Below are 19,983 nucleotides of genomic sequence, written 5' to 3'. Positions count from 1 at the left end.
TTTGTTTTTTATAACGAAGAGGAGACATGGACATCATCTATTAAAAATTCAACACAGTTTCTGCCTCGTTCTTTTGCTTGATATAACGCTTTATCACATCTTGATAATAATGTATTTCGTGTATCACCATCTACATAGCTAGTTACCCCAAAGCTACTAGTTTTTCGCTGCACAATAGGGAATTGATGATTTTCTAATTGTTGTCGAAGCTTTTCAGAAAGCTTAATAGCACCATCTAGTTTAGTTTGTGGGCAAATAACTAAAAATTCCTCGCCACCCCATCTACCAACTGTATCTTGCTCTCGAATCGTATTTTGTAATATTTCTGCTACATTCATTAAAACTAAGTCGCCTACTTGATGGCCGAACTCATCATTGACTTCTTTAAAAAAATCAATATCTAATAGAATAATAGCGAATGGAGCCTCATGATGTTGGGCTTGTTCAATAGCCTCTTCTAACACATCGTCTAACCTTACACGATTTGGAATTTGAGTAAGGCGATCTGTATTTGCTAATTTTTCAAGCTCAAGTTTTGCTCTTTCTAGCTCTTGTGTTCGTTCTTTTACTTTATGTTCAAGCGTTTCATTGAGCGTTTGTTGCATTTCCTGATGCTCTTTTTTTATGATATTGATTTTATCGCCTAATGCTAATGATAAAAATATTGATTCAAAAATAGCACCAATTGCAGGAATATCCTCAAATATAACTGGATGGAATGGAATAATACTTAAAAAAGCCAATGCTTGTACTATGATGGAACCAAGCAGAACAGTCCAACCTACCATATAAAATCTAGCCATTTTCTGCCCTTTTAACAACACAAATATTCCCGATAGCCAAAGAAAAATAAAGACAACTACAGAAAGAATGATTGTTAAATTATTTGCAATCGCAACATCAGGGACAAAGAATGAAGCAATTAAAGAAAGTAAAGTGATTAATAATAGAAAATTCCCGATTTTGTAGAAGCGGGGTAAGTATTTTTTTAATTCAAGAAACTCTTTGCTAAATAGAATCATACATATAAGTAATATATTTCCACTTATCGCTGCAGATTTTAGAAATAACCATTTAGGCAAATGTTGACCTACTAATTCAATATCTAAAGAATTCAAAGTAGCTTGATAGAGAATAAAACTAAACATATACAAAACATAGTAAAAGTAAGCCTTATCTTTCAACGAAAAAAATAAAAATAAATTGTAAATTAAAAGTGCAGACAAGAACCCATAAAAAATCCCTGTTAAATATTTGTAGTCAATAATCTTATTGATAAAGCCATCCGTTGTGAAAAGATAAGAAATTGAATTTAATGGTAATTCGCCATCTAATTTTATATAAATTTCTTTGACGGATGGGTCATGGAATTGAAATAAATTAGAACGATAATGAATGTTTTGTTCGTCAATATTTGAAATCCCTCTTTTTTGAACACGATAGGAGCCATCTTCTTTCACTAAAAACATTTCAATGCTATCTAGCTTGTCTGTTACCTCTAACCAGTAAGATTCCTGTTTATCTTTTAATAATTCTTCGGTATCTAATCGTAACCAAATCGTATCATTCGTGTGCCAAAAGAATAGATAATCGTCTTTACTAGCGACAAATGAATTGTCATATGTACCACTTAATAAGTCATCTATCGTAATTTTTTTTGAAGAGTCACGAAAAATATCATAATGCTTTCCTAATATAATAGGTTCTGATAGTTCCGCAGCATGACATGGTATGCTGAATTGTGTAAAAGTAACTATAAGTACGATAAAAAAATAAAATAACAGGTTGGTTTTCATAATTTTATTTTTCATCAATCATTCTTTCTCCTATCCCTTTCCTTCAGTCACTGGTAAGTATGTTGATGAAAGGTTAAATAAAGTGCTATAAAAATAGAGTATTATGTAAATATATCACACTTTACCTATGTTTAGGATATTTTACGATTACTAAATAATTGATTAAAAAAGTTACAATAATTTTTAACAAAAGAAGAGAATTAGGTTTATGATGATGAGCAGTAAAAAGCGGTTTATTATCTATGATTCACTAACATTTCCTTTGCTTATAGAAATAGCTTAGCCAAGTATGCCTTTTGTATAAATAAGCGGTTATTGCTAAAAATAAGACCGTCAAAATGGGCGATTTAATTACAATAAGTATTTGTAATTTTATCACTTGTTATGACAGGTTTTTTGCAATTTCGACGCTTTTCATACATGTGAGGAATGAACTTCAAGTGTATAACTGGCTTCGTATCTACAAAAAAAGGAGGTGTAAATATGAGCGTAGTTTATAGAATCGCTTTAGTGTTAGTAATCATTGGAGCAATCAACTGGGGACTTATAGGATTCTTTAGATTTGATTTAGTTGCCTATTTGTTTGGTGGACAAACAGCAGTAATGTCACGATGGATTTATGCATTAGTTGGATTAGCAGGACTAATATCCTTACCGATACTTGTTATGCGATTTGATGAGGATGAAGAATTTGATACTCATACTCGCATAGACAGAAATCCAAGCTATGGTATGGAAGTTGGTGATGAAGCTGATTTTACTGCATTAAAAACAACTAATGTGCTAAAAGAAGAAAAAAAGGATTCACAAAGCAAAAATAAAAACAAAAACAAAAACAAAAATAAAAAATAACCTTAAGTTTATCGATAGTACCTCAAAAAAACTGGTGACCATTTAGTGAGGACACTGAAACTTACGCTTTTATAATAGCGAGCCTTTTTCAGATAAAAATAAGGCACTTCTTGTTCAATTTTGAACAGGAAGTGCCTTATTTCTGTCTCTATTCCTTATTCATTTTCGTTTAGTAACTTTAATATCCGTTTCAAATTGACAGCGAATATCGTTATAGCACCTTGAATTTCCATGCCAAATAGACCCGCAGTCGATGCCGTATCGTACCCGTGACCGTTTTTTAATTCACTATTCTTCGCTTCTACTTATTTGCGGCTAATTGCTTAAATGCTCCGTATTTTGAAATGCCTCTTGTTCGGCATGTGTATCCGACTTAATTGTGACAGAATACGTTTTACTTTTTGCGCCTTCTTATAACAGCCCTCTCTTATTGGACATACTTTGCATTTTTCAATATCAAAATAATATGGGCACCACCTGCACATTAATTCTTTTATTATAAAGGAAAGCGTGACTAAAATAATTGTATGATACATTGCGTTGTTTGGAGAAGCATCGCTCGCCCGCGGAAAGCGAGCGTAATGCTTCGGAAAACAACAGTAGAGTCACAGTGCCAAATGAAAAAAGCGAGGTACTCAACGATTTAATCGTTGAATACCTCGCAATGTGAGAAGATATGGACTTTTTCAGTGCCCTCCCATTTGGTTCGTCAGTTTTTTTGTTTATGGCTAGGAGAAAAGGGAAAATCCGCAAAGATATAAAGGATTGGAACCCAGATAACGAAGCGGATTTTTACTAGAAGTTCTTATATTAGTCTGTCGCATTAGCCGTTATTACTTGGAATGGCGAAGGATTAAATTCTTGGATTGTTCAAGCAAATTGTTGTGGCTTTAGTGAAGAAACGTACATGATTTGGCCCAAACATATGTCTATCATCGAATTTTGAACGTTTCCAGCCTAAAAATCATGATAGCCAACGAGAATTGGAATTGGTACATTAACACCAACCATACCGACTTGAATTTTGGAGCGGAAATCTTCTGGAGATAAACAGTTTATTGGTGTGTCAATATATCTTCAATCAAAAATGCGATATAGAGATTTGTTTTTGTAAATGGGTTATTTAAGTCCATATCTAATAGCATTTCTATTTTTTTTATTTTATATAGGACCGTGTTACGATGAATAAATTGACGTTCACTAATCCTACCAGTACTACCATTTTCCTCGAGAAAAATGCGTAAAAATTGGACATAATCTGTGTTATTCATTTCATCATAGCGATAGAGCTGACCTAAAATGTCTTGACTATATGATTTGATTAATGTTTGATTTTGCACGGCCATAATAATTTTATAGGCACCAATTTCTTTATATTTGTATAGGAAGCGGTTGTTATGAAGCTTTGCTAATTGGATTACTGTTAATGACTCATCATAGCTTTTGCGAACATTTTCAAGTTCTTTGTGATAATTTCCTTTACCAATGATAATATCCAAGTAACCATTTTTTTGCGTAATTTTATCGTATATTTCTTCAACGATTTTTGAGAAGGGAGTATTTGGTGTATTGATTTGTGTTTTGTCGATTAAAAAGATGAGGTGATTTTTATGTTTTAGTTTTAAAAAACGTTTATATCTATTTTGAAATGCAAATTGGATCATGACCTCATAACGGTCAATACTAGACTGTGGTCCTTTGGTTGTGCATGAAATGATAGCTAGCTCTCTACCTTGTGGAAAACCAAGCAGTGCTAATTGATCTTTAATATAGTTGGTGTTTTGTTTGTAGTGAAAAAGCAAGTTGTAAAGAACCTTTTCTTCGATAGATAGCTCTCGATGGTTGTTGGAAATAAATTGAAAAGTCGTTTTTAATAAATCTGCTATTCGATAACTCCAAGGCATTTGAAAAATAGGGAAATCATGTTTATTGGCAAAAGAGATTACTGATTCTGGTATATCTGGAATGTATGGGCCGGTATTAATAATGAAACCTGCTACCTTTTTAGAGAAAGCTAGTTTTACAAGCTGCTCTAAGGAATCTCCTTGTGAAGATAAATTAATACCTGTAGTAACGACTAATTCATTAGGTCTACAAAACATAATTAAATCGATGCTTTCTACTACGTTAATCCCTGTAACTCTTCGATACGTTCCGCTATGTCCAGCTATTAATGTTAGCATTGGGAATTGAACTCCCTCTACAATTTTGCGAATCGTCCCCATTTTTCCCCCCCCTTATTATGAACATAACTTACCATATATCATGTGCAGATGCACATATTTTTTTAGTTTTATATCTATATATCATAATTTTTAACTCTTATAGAATGTGTATTAACTACTGTGAAAGAGAGGACTTGCATATGTATAAGTGTAATAGTAGACGATTGCAAGAGTTAATTGAACAATTTAGTCAATTTGGAGCTACTGAAAATGGTGGTGTAACCCGTTTGTCTCTTTCGAATGAGGATGTATTAGCAAGAAACTATTTTTGTGAGTGTTGTGAAGAATTAGGAATGGACATTAAAGTCGATGATATGGGCAATATTTATGCCATTTTACCTGGAAAAAAAGATGTTCCTTCAATTATTATGGGGTCACATTTAGATTCCGTTGAAAAGGGTGGCAAATTTGATGGTGTATTAGGCGTTTTAACGGCCATAGAGGCAATTCGAACGTTAAAAGAAAACGAGATTGAACTAGATATACCGTTAATGATTGTTAACTTTACGAATGAAGAAGGTGCTCGTTTTGACCCAGCAATGATGAGCTCTGGTGTCATCTCAGCAAAATTTGAAAAAGAAAAAATGCTGCAATCTGTCGACAAAGATGGTACCAGTTTCAAAGAAGCGCTGCAAGCAAGTGGATATGAGGGAGATCAAGAAAATCGATTAAAAGAAGCTCTTGCTTATATAGAGTTGCATATCGAGCAAGGACCTGTTCTAGAGGCAAAGCAACTGGAAATAGGCGTTGTTGAAGGTGTATTAGGCATGGTTTGCTATGAAATTACGGTTACAGGGCAGTCCAATCATGCTGGAACGACACCGATGACAATGCGCCAAGATCCGATGATAGTAACTTCAAAAATCATTACGAATTTACATGAAGAACTCGGAAAAATTGATGAACAATTAGTGTTTACCTTCGGTCGAATGAATGTATCTCCAAATATTCATACCGTTATACCGAACAAAGTGACTTTTACGATAGATTCACGTCATCAAAGTCCAGAGATCATGCAAAAGGTTGAGGACATACTGAAAAATCTTCCTACAGAGGATATGGGCTGTAGCATTAAGCCCATTAAGCTATGGGGTAGAGATACAGTCTATTTTGATACACATATTTGTAATGAAGTGGCAAGGGCTTGTCAAAGCTTCGGCTATACTACTCATCGGATGTTTAGTGGGGCAGGGCATGATGCGCAATATATAGCAAGCATTGTTCCATCAGCGATGATTTTCGTGCCAAGTATTAATGGTAAGAGTCATTGTGAGGAAGAGGAAACAACATTTGAGGATTGTGCGAAAGGAGCAGATGTATTACTTGAAACAGTGTTGACGCTGCAAACAAAGTTCAGTATGGGGGAGACCTACACGTTACATTAAGGTGGGTTCTATGTATGGTCTTTCCTAACATTGTCATGATTGAATATTCTCCAATATTTTATGAAGGGTGAGGGCAGAATGAAAAAAATCATTAAAGGTGGACGAGTAGCAACAGCGGCAGATGTTTTTGAGGCAGATATTTTAATTGAAAACGGAAAAATTGTTCAAATAGGCAAAGATTTATCCGACGTGGGCGCAGAAATTATTGATGCTACTGGTAAGATCGTGATGCCAGGCGGAATTGATCCGCATACTCATTTAGATATGCCATTTAACAATACTGTGACAGATGATGATTGGAAATCTGGTACTATTGCAGCGGCTTTCGGTGGAACAACCACTATTTTGGACTTTTGTTTAACGGCTGGTGAGGAAAAACTTTCAGCTGCAGTTGAAAAGTGGCATGACAAGGCGAAGGGGAAATCAGCCATCGACTATGGATTCCACTTAATGATTGGTGATTTAACCCCTGAAACAGAAGCCGAATTGCCGAAAATCTTAGAGCAGGAGGGTATTACTTCTGTAAAGGTATTTATGGCTTATGCAAAAGAATTTCAAGCAACAGATCGCACCCTTTTCAAAGCTTTTAAAATAGCGAAAGACCTCGGTGCAGTTGTTATGGTGCACTGTGAAAATGGTTCTGTTATTGATGAGCTTGTAGAAGAGGCTCGACGTGCAGGTCATAAGGAGCCGATTTATCATGCGCTCACTCGTCCAGCTGAATTAGAAGGCGAAGCGACAAAACGTGCGATTGAGTTAGCTCATATTGCTGGTGCTACCCTTTATGTTGTGCATGTAACTTGTAAAGAGGCAGTAGATGAGATCATTGCTGCGCGTGAAAAAGGCTATGACGTCTATGGCGAAACATGTCCACCATATTTAACTTTGGACCAATCTGCTTTAGCACAACCAGGTTTTGAGGGCGCAAAATATGTTTGGTCCCCACCACTTCGTCCAAAATACCATCAGGCTCATTTATGGAATGCTCTAAAAGCAAAACAACTACAAACAATCGGCTCTGACCAGTGCTCGTTTAGTTTTAAGGGTAAAAAGCAGTTAGGAATTAATGATTTTTCTAAAATTCCTAACGGTGGGCCATTTATTGAAGATCGCTTCAGTATTTTATATTCAGAAGGTGTAGCAAAAGGGAAAATTTCTATTAATGAGTTTGTCGATATGATTTCCACGAGTGCTGCAAAAGTATTTGGTCTATTCCCACAAAAAGGAACGATTGCAATCGGTTCTGATGCGGATATCGTTATTTTTGATCCAGAGGTAAAACGAGAAATTTCGGCAAAAACGCATCATATGAACGTGGATTATAACCCATATGAGGGATGGGAAGTAACAGGTGAACCAGTAAGTGTACTAGTACGTGGAGAATATGTCATTAAAAATAAAGAGTTTGTTGGTGTACTAGGTAGCGGGCAATATATAAAACGTGCATTAAAAACAACTGCTGCAGAAGCACTAAACATTTAGTTTGATGACCGATTGCTTTGAATGGAGAGCAGAGCAATCGGTCTCGTAATATTTTCATTTAGCTACAGAAGACTATTTATCCCTATACGTGGTGAGATGAATGTTGAATGTGGCTCTTTTTTCAATGGTTTAATTAATAAGGCTCATCACCAAAAGTTGTGGATGACATATGTTCAAACGTATGCCATTTATATAGGTTGATTGGAGTGGAGGCTGGCGACTCCTTGGGGATCAGCGTCACAGATGAGACCCTGCAGCGCAGCGAAGCGGCTCATCGGACGCCCCCAGGAAAGCGCCCAGCCGGAACGGAAATCAACCACACGTTATGGTGACGAGCCATGATAAGAAGGAAAAAAATGAACACAAGAGGGGGATGTGGAAATGGCTCCGAATCAAGAAAATACAATGTCCCAACAGTTAAACCGTAATTTTATGGAGTTGACTAGCAGGATGACAAAGAATGAAGCAATTGAGGAATCTAATCGTTGCCTTTATTGCTATGATGCACCGTGTATTAAAGCCTGTCCAACGAGTATTCAAATCCCAAATTTCATAAAAAAAATTGCTTCTGGTAATATGAAGGGCTCTGCTACGACTATATTAGAAGCAAATCCAATTGGTGCAAGCTGTGCAAGGGTTTGTCCAACGGAGGAACTATGTGAAGGGGCGTGTGTGTTAAATTCCTCAACAAAGCCAATTAAAATCGGAGAGCTACAGCGCTATGCAACAGATTGGGCAATGGAAACGAATGCTCAGCTATTTAAACAAGGACAAAGCAACGGACAGAAGGTAGCTATTATTGGTTCAGGTCCCGCTGGTTTATCGGCTGCTCGTGAACTAAGTCGATTTGGTTATCAGGTTACTATTTATGAAGCTGAATCGAAAGCTGGTGGCTTAGGGAGCTATGGTATTGTGTCGTTCCGTTTACCAAATGCTGTCGTTGATTGGGAAATTGAACAAATCGAAAAGTTGGGTGTGGAAATCAAAACAAACACAACTGTCGGTGTTGATATTTCTGCTGATGAAATCTTAGAGCAATATGACAGTGTTATTTTAGCAGTCGGTATGGGAGCTGTGCCGAATCTAGGTATTGAGGGAGAAGATTTAGACGGTGTTCATGATGCGATAGAGTTTGTCAGAAAGACAAAAATGGGACCGCTTACAAAAGATATTGTTGGGAAGCGAGTGGCTGTCATCGGTGCAGGAAATACCGCGATTGACGGTGCTACATGTGCAGTGCGATTAGGTGCTGACAATGTTCAAATTCTTTATAGACGAACACAAAAGGAAATGACTGCGTACAAATTTGAATATGAATTTGCCAAGCAGGATAGTGTGGAGTTTAAGTGGCTAACAGCACCGAAAAAAATTATTGGCAATGAGTCAGGTGAGGTCGTAGGCATTGAATGTGTGAAAATGAAGCTCGGTGAAGCGGGTGCTGATGGTCGACAAAGACCTGAGGAGATTGAAGGGTCCAATTTTATTATTGAAGTGGATGCTGTTATTAAGGCAATTGGGCAAACACGTTTTGTGTCATTGATTGAAGCTTTTGGCTTACAGCATACAAATGGTGTCGTCGATATTGATGGAACGACAATGCAAACTTCGAATGACAAAGTATTTGCATGTGGAGATGTCGTCTTTGGAAATGGTCAGGGCGAGGCGATGGTTGTAACAGCTGTACAGCAAGGAAAAGACGCAGCATACAAGATCCATGAACGTTTAACTTCTTTCAGCAAAGTGTCTATTGTACCGAAAGCGTAGCGACAGGTACAGATGAGTTGCAGAAATCTCCCATCTCTATAGGTGGTGAGGTGAATGCAAGTTTAAGTTACTTTTCAGCAGTTGTCCAAACATCCGCTGAAAGAAGTTAAAGCCTCCGGCGGATGTCACAGAATCGGAATGGAGTTCTTTGTGCAAGCACAAAGCCGATTCTGAACGCAATTATGCCGAGGCATAATTGATGAAACCAAGTGAGATTGCATAAGGGAGGAACTAAGATGGCAGACTTACGTATTGACTTAGCGGGCATCAAATCGCCGAATCCATTTTGGCTTGCGTCAGCACCACCAACGAATTCAGGCTATCAAGTACAACGTGCATTTGAAGCGGGGTGGGGTGGAGCTGTATGGAAAACATTAGGAGATCCTATTTTAAATGTTTCTTCACGCTTTGCAGCTGTTAGCTATAACGGACAAAGAGTAGCAGGCTTCAATAATATTGAACTGATTACGGATCGTCCGTTAGAGGTAAATTTAAAAGAAATTTATGAAACAAAAAAAAGGTTTCCACATCATGCAATCATCGCTTCCTTAATGGTGGAGCCAAAGCAAGAAAAATGGCATGAGATTGTTAAACTAGTAGAAGATGTGGGGGTTGATGGTCTTGAGCTTAACTTTGGTTGTCCACATGGGATGGCAGAACGAGGAATGGGCTCTGCCTCTGGTCAAGTACCTGAATTGGTGGAAAAGCAAACGTACTGGGTGAAAGAGGCAGCGAAAACACCAGTAATTGTGAAGCTAACGCCAAACATTACTGACATTACGGTAACGGCAGAAGCGGCTACAAGAGGTGGAGCAGATGCCGTTAGTATGATTAATACGATTAACAGCTTAGCAGGTGTTGATTTAGATACATGGAATACAGTGCCTCATGTAGCAGGAAAGGGTGCACATGGTGGCTATTGTGGTCCTGCTGTTAAACCAATTGCACTCAATATGGTTGCAGAGTGTGCTCGTAATCCATTAATCAATGTTCCGATTTCGGGCATTGGTGGTATTTCCAACTGGCAAGATGCTGCTGAGTTTATATTAATGGGAGCTACGGGCGTGCAAGTTTGTACAGCAGCAATGCACCATGGCTTTAGCATTGTTGAGGATATGATTGATGGACTCAATAATTATTTAGACGATAAAGGCATTGCCTCTGTTATGGATTTAGTAGGTCGCTCAGTTTCCAGATATTCTAATTGGGGTGACTTGGATTTAAATTATAAAATCGTGGCTGAAATTAATAACGATGTTTGCATTAACTGTAACAAGTGCCATATTGCATGTGAAGATACATCGCATCAATGTATCGATTTATATACAGAAGATGGTCGCCCAATGCTAAAAGTTCGGGAAGAGGACTGTGTAGGCTGTAATTTATGCTCAATCGTCTGTCCTGTAGATGGTGCTATTACAATGGTTGAACGCAAATCTACAGTTCCACCAATGACTTGGAATGAACGTCAATCTCTGATTAGTAGTCTATCAAAGTAAATAAAACTTTCAAATAAACTGAAATTCCACCATCCTTCAGCATTTTCGTTGAGGGAAGGAATAACCCCATGTAAGTTGTCACGAAAATTGGAAAAAAAGGAGAGATTATATGGAACGTGAAGGGAATTATTTGAAATCCCCAGATTTACTTCCAGTGACACATCAACAAAGAAATATTGGAACATTTGGTTTTGCGCTAATTTGGATAGGAATGGCAATTGTATTAGCTGCTTTTGCAATCGGTGGCTCAGCAATCATTAACTTAACATTGCCAATGGTGATTTTAGCAACGTTGATTGGCTCTTGTCTAATTGGTGTATTGATGACGTTAATTGGTGATATAGGCATTGAACATGGGTTATCATTCCCAGTCTATATGCGTGCTCCGTTCGGGATATTTGGCACACATATTCCGTCACTTGTCCGTGGAGTAACGGCTGCATGTTGGTTCGGTCTGAACACTTATTTTGGAGCACTAGCTATAAACGGCATTTTAAATTTACTTTTTAATTTTGATAATTGGTTTATCTGTTTCCTGATCTTTGCAGCACTTCAGTTATTTAATACATCACTAGGTATTAAATCTATTGAACGCTTTGCAGATTTGGCAGCACCAGTTATTATTTTAATTTCTTGTTGGATGTATTATACACTCGCAGATACTGCAGTAGCTCAAGGAAAAAATATTTGGACGTGGGTAGAATCGCCAACAACAGGATTCACAGCTTTCACTGCATTTATGGTAGTGATTATGGCGAATATGGGATTTTGGTCGACGCTAGCAGCCGACATGCCCTCACTTTCACGCTTCTTTAAAGCACCAAAAAATGAACGCAACTGGTTCAAACGCAATAAAACACAGTTAATTGGCTCATTAATTGTTATGCCGATTACAAACACTTTCATTGTGACAATTGGTGCTGTATGCTATATGGCTGTTGCCTCTGCTGATCCTATAAATGCATTGCAGCAAAGTGCAAGTGGCTTTATTTTAGGAATTTTACTGTTAATGATTGTATTAGCACAATGGTCAACTAATACCTCTGCAAATGTTATCCCAGCGGCAACGATTTTCTCCAATATTGGTGGTCCAAAAGTACCGTTTTGGGTTGGGGTTGTTATCGCAGGAATAATTGGTATTCTAGCACAGCCATGGAGTTTATTTGATGTATTAGTAAATGCACTTTTAATTATCGGGGGAATTTTAACAGCAATCGTTGGTATATTATTTGCTGATTATTATTTAATCCGTAAACGTCGCGTGCATGTAAAAGCACTATTTGAATTAGATGGTCAATTTAAATATTTGAGTGGCTTTAACTTAGCTGGTTTAATTGCTTGGATTATCGGTGGTGTAGTGGCAAATATATTCTCCACTTATTCTTCATTAGTAGGGTTCTTTGTAGGGGCACTCGTATATTATGTATTAGCGAAGTATTGGTGGTTCAAAAAATACCCTCAAGCTGAGCTAGAGGATCCTAGCGATACAAAATATTTAGGTATTACAGCTGGTCACAATTTGGATGAACTATTTGGACAGCAACATGCGCCTGTTCCAACTGTTGTTCCAGATGAGAATGATGTCGTTGAACAACCAGATCCGCTGTTGGATATAAAAGGTGCTGAATAATCTTAAGCACCTAACAAAATATCATGAGGTTGATTAACGGAAAGGTGAGGTGATTGCATGTCAGAACATCAACAAAGCACAAAGGAAATAAAAAAAGTGGATCATTATTTAGATAGTGGCTTTAAAATCCAATATGTTTATGAAAATTTAAGTGGGATGTTTGTAGAGTTCACGCGTCAAGAAGAGGTTATTCTGTTGCAAATTCTAACAGCCGATGCACGCAAATACTTCTCTGCAAAGCTCCAAGAACAGACGTTATTGCAGTAACAAAGTAAACTCTATTCCATTCGATGGAATAGAGTTTTTTTACGTAATAAAATAGGTTTTTACCCCGCTGAAATGATGGATAGAACCGCTGAAATGATGAATAGAACCGCCGAAGTGGTGGATAAAACATTCAAAGTGATGGATAGAATAGCCAAAGTGGTGGATAGGACCACCGAAGTGACGGATAGAACTGCCGAAGTATTGGATAGAACACCAAAATTCTCAGAATCCTTGTCTTATTGTCATAATTATGTTTTTCCTAAAAATACAATTGTGTTTTTCAGAAGAATTTATTATTATTATTAAATAATTCATCGTAGAAGAACTTCAGAGAAAGAGGCGGAATTTGAGTGGCAAATAAAGAATTAAAAAGGGGATTAGAGGCACGTCATATCCAAATGATTGCTCTTGGTGGTACTATTGGCGTGGGCTTGTTTATGGGTTCTGCTAGCGCCATTCAGTGGACAGGGCCTTCTGTACTCCTTGCATATGGTATAGCAGGTATATTTATTTTTTTCATTATGCGAGCAATGGGAGAGATGCTTTACGAGGAGCCAAGTACAGGTTCCTTTGCAACATTTGGCTATAAATATATACACCCATTAGCTGGTTATTTAACTGCGTGGAGTAACTGGTTTCAGTGGGTTATTGTTGGGATGTCAGAGATTATAGCAGTAGGAACATATATGCAATACTGGTATCCAGATTTACCAGCATGGATTCCAGGTTTAGTTGCAATGGTGATTTTAGGTGTTGCCAACTTTATTTCTGTTAAAACTTTTGGAGAATTTGAGTTTTGGTTCGCCATGATTAAAATTGTGACGATTATTTTAATGATTGTTGCAGGCTTTGGTCTTATTTTCTTTGGCATTGGTAATGGAGGTGTGGCAATCGGATTATCGAACCTTTGGAATCATGGAGGCTTCTTTACAGGCGGTTGGACTGGCTTCTTCTTTGCGTTATCATTAGTAGTTGCAGCCTATCAAGGTGTTGAGCTCATTGGGATTACAGCAGGAGAAGCGAAAAATCCTCAAAAAACTATTACGAATGCAATTCAAAGCATTATTTGGCGTATTTTAATATTTTATATCGGTGCAATCTTTGTCATTGTAACAGTTTATCCGTGGGATGAATTAGGCACGATTGGTAGCCCATTTGTTGCAACTTTTGCAAAGGTTGGAATTACTGCTGCAGCAGGAATTATTAATTTTGTTGTCATTACAGCGGCAATGTCAGGCTGTAATAGTGGAATTTATAGTGCGGGACGTATGCTGTATACGCTTGCCATGAATGGACAAGCACCTAAATTTTTTGCGAAGCTTTCTAGTAATGGTGTTCCGATATTCGGTACAGTAGGCGTGCTAGTTGGTTTGGTCATTGGCGTTATTCTAAGCTATATTGCGCCAAAAAATTTATTTGTATATGTATACAGTGCAAGTGTATTACCAGGGATGATTCCGTGGTTTATTATTTTAATAAGTCAAATACGATTTAGAAAAATAAAAGGTGAACAGCTATCAAAGCATCCATTCAAAATGCCCTTTGCACCATTTACAAACTATATAACGATTGCCTTTTTAGTAATGGTGCTTATCGGTATGTGGTTTAATGATGATACACGAGTTTCTCTAATTGTCGGAATTATTTTCTTAGCGCTTGTTACAATGAGCTACTATGTGTTTGGTATTGGAAAAAATCGTCCAATTAAAAATCAATAATATTAAAGGATGTGTCTCTACATTTATGTGAGATACATCCTTTTTTGTTCTCTACTATTCTTTTCTCATAATAAAGCTTAAATGTCTACCAGCCTGTTTATCTTGGCGATAGGAAAAGCCATCTGGGTTAAGGAATGTACATGTTGAATCAATTAATATCTGCTTAGAAGGGATACCTGCAAGCTCGCATTGTTTTTTCACGGTTTGTTGATTATCAATATGATATTTATTCGTTTCAGCATTAAAATACATAAAATCTTCAGCATACCCTAGATTGTGAAATTTTTCGTAGACATCTACATCCACCTCAAACTTTTCTTGACTCAGTGCCATACCAATTTGTACGTGGAAATCTTGTGGGTTGCATTGCTCATGCTCCATTAAATGTTGGAGCAGTTTTAATGTCACTTCCTTAATGGTCCCTTGCCAGCCTGAATGAACCACGCCAATAAGGCCAGTCACTTCATTATAAAGAATGACAGGTACACAATCTGCAGTAAAGCTACATAATAGTAAATTGGGCTCTAATGTATATAGTGCATCCGTATTCGAAATGGCACTGTCCATCTGCACAGCGCCACGTCCTTTATCAGCAAGAGTGACTTTATGGAAGTTAGCACTATGTGTTTGTTGAGTGCAAATAAAATCATTCAAGTCACAATGCAAAGTAGCTGCTAATTTTTTTCGATTGTTTAACACATCTGCTTCATTTACACATGTATGCAGTGCCATATTGTTATGTTCTAGCGCGATGTCATCCTTTAAGGTAGTTCCTGCAATAAATTGGTCGTTATCAAAATAAATTTTGTTTTTCATATCATCACCTCGTCTTACTATATATGATTGGTTAATGAATGTATAGGCGTTTACTGTTATTAAGATCCTTGAGTATTTTCTACAATTCTTTTGACATAAACAATAGATTTCTTCACATATAGTATCGAAGAATCAATATTAGAGGGAAGGAGTTTGTAAAAATGACGCAAGAGATATTCTTACTAATCTGCCAATTAGGCTCGGGGCTTTTTTGGATTATTACATACATACTCGTCATCAAACAAGGATTTCAAGATAAGAAATATGGCATGCCAATGGCCGCAATTTGTGCCAATATTTCATGGGAATTTATCTTTTCATTTATGTATCCGCAAAATGACTTGCAAAAAATTATTAATTTGCTGTGGTTTCTTTTAGACGTCTTCATTCTGATGCAATTTTTACGTTATGGTTATAAGGAGTATAAAAAAATTATCCCGAGAAAGATATTTTATTCATCTTTTTTCATAACACTCGTCATAAGCTTTTTCACTATTTTAGCGATGATGCATGAATTCGAAGATATGATAGGCATGTATGCTGCATTTTTACAAAATCTGATGATGTCAGGGCTTTTTATCGGTTTATTAATACAAAGAGGGAACTTAAGTGGACAATCAATGGGCATAGCCGTCTGTAAAATGATCGGTACGGTGTTTGCAGCAATTGGCTTCTATATGTCATTTAGAACACCGTTAATTACTATTATTTCGCTTGCAACCCTGATTTATGATTGGATTTATATAGTATTAATCTATAGGTTTTATGTGAAATATGCTAAATAAAAAATTTAAAATCTGCACGCTTTTTGCGGTAGAAGCACCCTTAAGAGAGGAGGGCTTATATTCATCGCAAATTGTTTTGCAGTTTTTTTTCAACTTCTTTCAAGAAGTGTTTTTGGTAACGTAAGTGAAACCGCAGTTACAAATGTTTTTTATAGAGAAAGCGAAGCGACAACAACACACGACTGAGTGACCAACATTCCGGACGCAATTATGCCGAGGAACAATTGATTGAAAGAGTTTAAAAATTTAGTAACAATAATGATATGTATTGGTGATAATAACCAGAATTCTGCTTGTGAAAACTATAGTAATATATCCCAATTACAATAGTGTTACAACTATATTACAAGGCTAGAGCTTAAGAATTGCGCTATATTGGTAATGGTTTAATTCCCCTTACCTCATGTCATACAATTGTAAAAATCCTTCCAAAAATTTAGTGATGAATAATATTCTGAAACTATTTACGATAAATATAGAGCAAATCAGGAAGGATTGAATTATATGTTTAAAAAAGTAAAAAAAGCAGTACTTGCTTCAGTGTTATCCGCATCATTATTAATTCCAGTCGCAGCCATGGCAGCCGACTCATATACAGTAGTATCAGGTGATTCTCTTTGGAAAATTGCTGTAAAAACTCAAACAGGTACACAGGAGCTAATTGATGCAAATCCTCAGCTAGCGAATCCAAATCAAATATCTCCAGGCCAAAAAATCAATATTCCTACTAAAGAACAAGCGGGTGTCGAACAAGAGGTTGTTAAACTAGTTAATGAAGAACGTGCTAAAGCCGGTCTACCAGCTTTAAAAGAAGATTGGGAACTTTCACGAGTGGCAAAATATAAATCTCAGGACATGCATGACAAAAAATACTTTGATCACACAAGCCCAACTTACGGTACACCATTTACGATGATGAAAAATTTCGGTATTTCTTATAAATCTGCAGGCGAAAATATTGCAATGGGCCAACGTTCAGCAGAGGAAGTTGTCAAAGCGTGGATGAACAGTGAAGGGCATCGAGCAAATATTCTGAACAAAAATTACACTTATATTGGTGTAGGATATGTGAAGGATGGTAACTACTGGACACAAATGTTTATTCAAAAATAACAATAATGAACTGCCCCGAACTCAGCATTTACCGAGGGAAGGGTAGTTCTTTTTTCGTTGTGATTTCTAACGGCGGTATTACCGTAGGACACATTGATATAAGTGTTATGGATGTCGAATCAGCTTTTAAAGCAAGTCCAAAAACAAAGATCGCCTTTATTGGATGTGCAATTAGGAACTCAGCTTAAAGAGACTCAGGAGAGAAATGAGAAAATTACTGTTTTACATAATCATCTTAACAAGCTAAATAGTAAAATAGCTAAAGTAACCGAGGCTTCAAGTCAATCAAATTAGATAATAAAATCAAGGACGTAAAAAATTAATTAGATACATTACAAAATACACATCAACTAGAAATGCTTCGACTTCAAAGTCTTACAAAGTTCTTGCCATTGGTATAACATCAGGAGGAACAAGCACATTCCAAGATGTGCCAACACCGCATTGGAGCTATAATTATATTGATGCATTAGCAGATTACGGTATTTCACTTGGCTATAACGGTAAATTTAGCCTCGACGAGCCAGTAACACGTTTACTACAACTAACGATAAAATAAACACTCTACAAAGTGATTCACTCGATTTTGTAGAGTGTTTTCACTTTATAGACAAATAAAAATGAACAAAAAGCAACACACTATCAACAATACACGAATATGATGTCTCTGTAGTATGACGATAGGGTAGGTGTGTTATGTTGAAAAAGAAGTGGATGACCACACTATGTATTATTTGTACCATTGGGCTAGTTGGCTGTCAGGGGAAATCTGCGGATGAGAAAAAACAAGAACAACAATTTCAAGAGTCAGAGCAAAAGGCTGAGGATTTAAAAAAGCCTGTTACCTTTGAACAACAACAAACAGAGCCCGTCGTTGTTGAAATTGTGGACCCTTCAACAAAAGCCATCATACAAACAATCTCACCGAAAGAAATGGACTATGAACGTGATAGACAATCGTATATAAAACAAATTGAGCAATTAGTAAAAGAGCTAGCGAGAGGAAATGAAAAAACAGCCGGCTATGATAAGCGTATGGTACTCGATAAGCTGGACGATCAAGGAAAAGTAATTAAAGGTAGTCCTTTAATTGTTTTAAAAGAAAGTGAATTAGTAGAGAAAATATTAGAAGTATCAGCGACCGGTGGTAAAGTGGAGATGCCTCTTTATATTACAGAAAGCAGGTATTATTTTGAAGATATTCCTTCTTTAGAAAACGTAGTTGTTGCATCCTATACAACTTACTTCAATACCCATGATGTAGGAAGAAATAAAAATATAGAACTTTCTGCAAAGGCAATCAATAATGTTATCGTTGGAAGTGGAGATTATTTTTCCTTCAATACAGTTGTTGGACCAAGGGATGAAGTAAACGGTTTTCAGCCTGCGCCAGAAATCATCAATAAAAAGGTTGTGATGGGCATTGGGGGAGGTGTTTGTCAAACGTCCTCAACCTTGTTTAACGCAATCGATCAAATACCAGTAAAATTTGTAGAACGTCATCACCATTCCTTAGATGTTGGGTATGTTCCAAAAGGAAGAGACGCTACAGTTTCCTATGGTGGCTTAGATTTTAGATTTCAAAATACAACTGACGTACCATTTTTAATTAAAGCTACCTATAGTAAAAATGCTCTTACAGTTGAGATAAGGACAGCAGAAAAATATGTAGAAATCTTGAAAAAGCCATAGTATTTTTCCCGAAGACACTAATGCCAATGGTGTCTTTTTTTAGGTGTCATGCTATAGTTAAATTGAGGTATTTCAGTATAATTATGTTATGAGTAAGGGGGAGAATAATGCATCCGAAACTACAGGCAGCAATAGATTCTATTGATTTTTACCAAGTAACATATCCAGAAGATGCTTGTATTATAGTTGCTGATACTGAGAAAGTCATTGCCTATAAGCCAGGTAAACAAGTGGACTTAAAGATTAAAGTTGGTGATCCTGTAGTGAAGTATCGTGGAACAACAACTGAAAATGCTCTTAGCTTGGGAAAGTTTATTAGGGAAGAGCGAGGTTCTGAGGATTTTGGAATGGCGTATATTGCCTCAGCACAACCTATTTTTGATGGCGGGAAAGTAGTTGGTGTGTTAAGTGCCGTTATTTCGAATGAAAAAATGGATGGTATGCGTTTATTAGCGACAGAGCTTTCTAGTTCTGTTGAAGAAATGACCGCAACGAATGAAGAGTTAGCAGTAGCAAGTGTAGATGTATCAAATCGCTTAGAGGAACTATCCAACTTTTCGGAATCAATGACTGGAGATATTCAACAAATCAATACGATTGTTAATTTAGTAAAAGATTTAGCTATGAAATCTAAAATTCTTGGATTAAATGCTTCCATTGAGGCTGCTCGCTCAGGTGAGCATGGACGGGGCTTTGCTGTAGTAGCATCTGAAATACAGAAAATGTCTCAAAGTAGTAATGAAAGTGCCAATAGCATTACAAATCAATTAGAAAGCATTAAACAATCTATTGATCAAGTCAATAAATCAGCAAATCAAATTACAGCGTTTACCCAGCAATTTTCTGTGAGTATGCAGGAATTAACTGATACATATAAAGGAATTAACAGCACAGCAGAAAAATTAATGCATATTAGCGAGGTAAAAGCCTAACATTCTAAAAAGGATAATAGCAATTTA

General features: G+C 36.7%; 16 protein-coding genes and 1 pseudogene. 13 read left to right on the top strand and 4 right to left on the bottom strand.

Annotated elements, in window-relative coordinates; translation table 11 throughout:
• Window positions 1-8 precede the first annotated feature (8 nt).
• Window positions 9-1,811 (bottom strand): sensor domain-containing diguanylate cyclase, encoded by a 1,803-nt coding sequence (locus ACQKMV_RS08990; RefSeq protein WP_427503696.1) that lies wholly within the window; start codon window positions 1,809-1,811, stop codon window positions 9-11.
• A 468-nt stretch (window positions 1,812-2,279) separates the two neighbouring features.
• Here ACQKMV_RS08990 and ACQKMV_RS08985 point away from each other — a divergent pair, with 468 nt between their 5' ends.
• Window positions 2,280-2,648 carry a DUF378 domain-containing protein gene (locus ACQKMV_RS08985; RefSeq protein ID WP_427503488.1) on the top strand — a complete coding sequence of 123 codons (369 nt, stop codon included), beginning with the start codon at window positions 2,280-2,282 and terminating at the stop codon, window positions 2,646-2,648.
• A 155-nt stretch (window positions 2,649-2,803) separates the two neighbouring features.
• Here the strand turns inward: ACQKMV_RS08985 and ACQKMV_RS08980 are convergent.
• Window positions 2,804-3,115 (bottom strand): annotated as a pseudogene (locus tag ACQKMV_RS08980) (transposase); the annotation flags it as partial.
• Between the two features lie 588 nt (window positions 3,116-3,703).
• Window positions 3,704-4,873: a PucR family transcriptional regulator gene (locus ACQKMV_RS08975; RefSeq protein ID WP_427503487.1), complete on the bottom strand. Its 1,170-nt coding sequence runs from the start codon at window positions 4,871-4,873 to the stop codon at window positions 3,704-3,706.
• A 140-nt stretch (window positions 4,874-5,013) separates the two neighbouring features.
• Here ACQKMV_RS08975 and ACQKMV_RS08970 point away from each other — a divergent pair, with 140 nt between their 5' ends.
• The 7 genes from ACQKMV_RS08970 (at window position 5,014) to ACQKMV_RS08940 (ending at window position 14,618) form a co-directional block, all read left to right on the top strand.
• Window positions 5,014-6,258 carry a Zn-dependent hydrolase gene (locus tag ACQKMV_RS08970; RefSeq protein WP_427503486.1) on the top strand — a complete coding sequence of 415 codons (1,245 nt, stop codon included), beginning with the start codon at window positions 5,014-5,016 and terminating at the stop codon, window positions 6,256-6,258.
• A 78-nt stretch (window positions 6,259-6,336) separates the two neighbouring features.
• Complete coding sequence (gene hydA, locus ACQKMV_RS08965; protein ID WP_427424588.1) at window positions 6,337-7,740, top strand: dihydropyrimidinase; 1,404 nt, start codon at window positions 6,337-6,339, stop codon at window positions 7,738-7,740.
• A 381-nt stretch (window positions 7,741-8,121) separates the two neighbouring features.
• Window positions 8,122-9,504 carry an NAD(P)-dependent oxidoreductase gene (locus ACQKMV_RS08960; protein WP_427503485.1) on the top strand — a complete coding sequence of 461 codons (1,383 nt, stop codon included), beginning with the start codon at window positions 8,122-8,124 and terminating at the stop codon, window positions 9,502-9,504.
• A gap of 236 nt (window positions 9,505-9,740) precedes the next feature.
• The gene (gene preA / locus ACQKMV_RS08955; protein WP_427503484.1) at window positions 9,741-11,003 is read left to right on the top strand and encodes an NAD-dependent dihydropyrimidine dehydrogenase subunit PreA; all 1,263 of its coding nucleotides are present in this window, start codon (window positions 9,741-9,743) and stop codon (window positions 11,001-11,003) included.
• Window positions 11,004-11,112: 109 nt separating this feature from the next.
• The gene (locus ACQKMV_RS08950) at window positions 11,113-12,633 is read left to right on the top strand and encodes an NCS1 family transporter (RefSeq protein WP_427503482.1); all 1,521 of its coding nucleotides are present in this window, start codon (window positions 11,113-11,115) and stop codon (window positions 12,631-12,633) included.
• 57 nt (window positions 12,634-12,690) lie between these two features.
• A complete protein-coding gene (locus ACQKMV_RS08945; protein ID WP_427503480.1) occupies window positions 12,691-12,900 on the top strand; it encodes a hypothetical protein in 210 nt (69 codons plus the stop codon).
• A gap of 350 nt (window positions 12,901-13,250) precedes the next feature.
• Complete coding sequence (locus tag ACQKMV_RS08940; protein WP_427503479.1) at window positions 13,251-14,618, top strand: amino acid permease; 1,368 nt, start codon at window positions 13,251-13,253, stop codon at window positions 14,616-14,618.
• A gap of 54 nt (window positions 14,619-14,672) precedes the next feature.
• On the opposite strand, the gene pgeF is transcribed toward ACQKMV_RS08940, so the two are convergent.
• Window positions 14,673-15,434, bottom strand: a complete 762-nt coding sequence (gene pgeF / locus ACQKMV_RS08935) for a peptidoglycan editing factor PgeF (RefSeq protein ID WP_427503477.1) — start codon at window positions 15,432-15,434, stop codon at window positions 14,673-14,675.
• A gap of 161 nt (window positions 15,435-15,595) precedes the next feature.
• Here pgeF and ACQKMV_RS08930 point away from each other — a divergent pair, with 161 nt between their 5' ends.
• From ACQKMV_RS08930 to ACQKMV_RS08910, 5 genes are all read left to right on the top strand, one after another.
• Complete coding sequence (locus tag ACQKMV_RS08930) at window positions 15,596-16,219, top strand: hypothetical protein (RefSeq protein WP_427503476.1); 624 nt, start codon at window positions 15,596-15,598, stop codon at window positions 16,217-16,219.
• A gap of 504 nt (window positions 16,220-16,723) precedes the next feature.
• Window positions 16,724-17,332, top strand: coding sequence for a SafA/ExsA family spore coat assembly protein (safA, locus tag ACQKMV_RS08925; protein ID WP_427503475.1), 609 nt, complete (start codon window positions 16,724-16,726; stop codon window positions 17,330-17,332).
• A gap of 430 nt (window positions 17,333-17,762) precedes the next feature.
• Window positions 17,763-17,891, top strand: coding sequence for an S-layer homology domain-containing protein (locus ACQKMV_RS08920; RefSeq protein ID WP_427503473.1), 129 nt, complete (start codon window positions 17,763-17,765; stop codon window positions 17,889-17,891).
• A 137-nt stretch (window positions 17,892-18,028) separates the two neighbouring features.
• A complete protein-coding gene (locus tag ACQKMV_RS08915; RefSeq protein ID WP_427503472.1) occupies window positions 18,029-19,024 on the top strand; it encodes a VanW family protein in 996 nt (331 codons plus the stop codon).
• Window positions 19,025-19,131: 107 nt separating this feature from the next.
• Window positions 19,132-19,956, top strand: coding sequence for a methyl-accepting chemotaxis protein (locus ACQKMV_RS08910; RefSeq protein ID WP_427503471.1), 825 nt, complete (start codon window positions 19,132-19,134; stop codon window positions 19,954-19,956).
• Window positions 19,957-19,983 lie beyond the last annotated feature (27 nt).

Origin of the sequence: Lysinibacillus sp. NPDC094403 (genome assembly GCF_050278745.1) — a bacterium.
Classification (GTDB): domain Bacteria; phylum Bacillota; class Bacilli; order Bacillales_A; family Planococcaceae; genus Lysinibacillus.
Note: the sequence above shows the minus strand (reverse complement) of the source record. Positions and strands in the feature narration are given on the sequence as shown.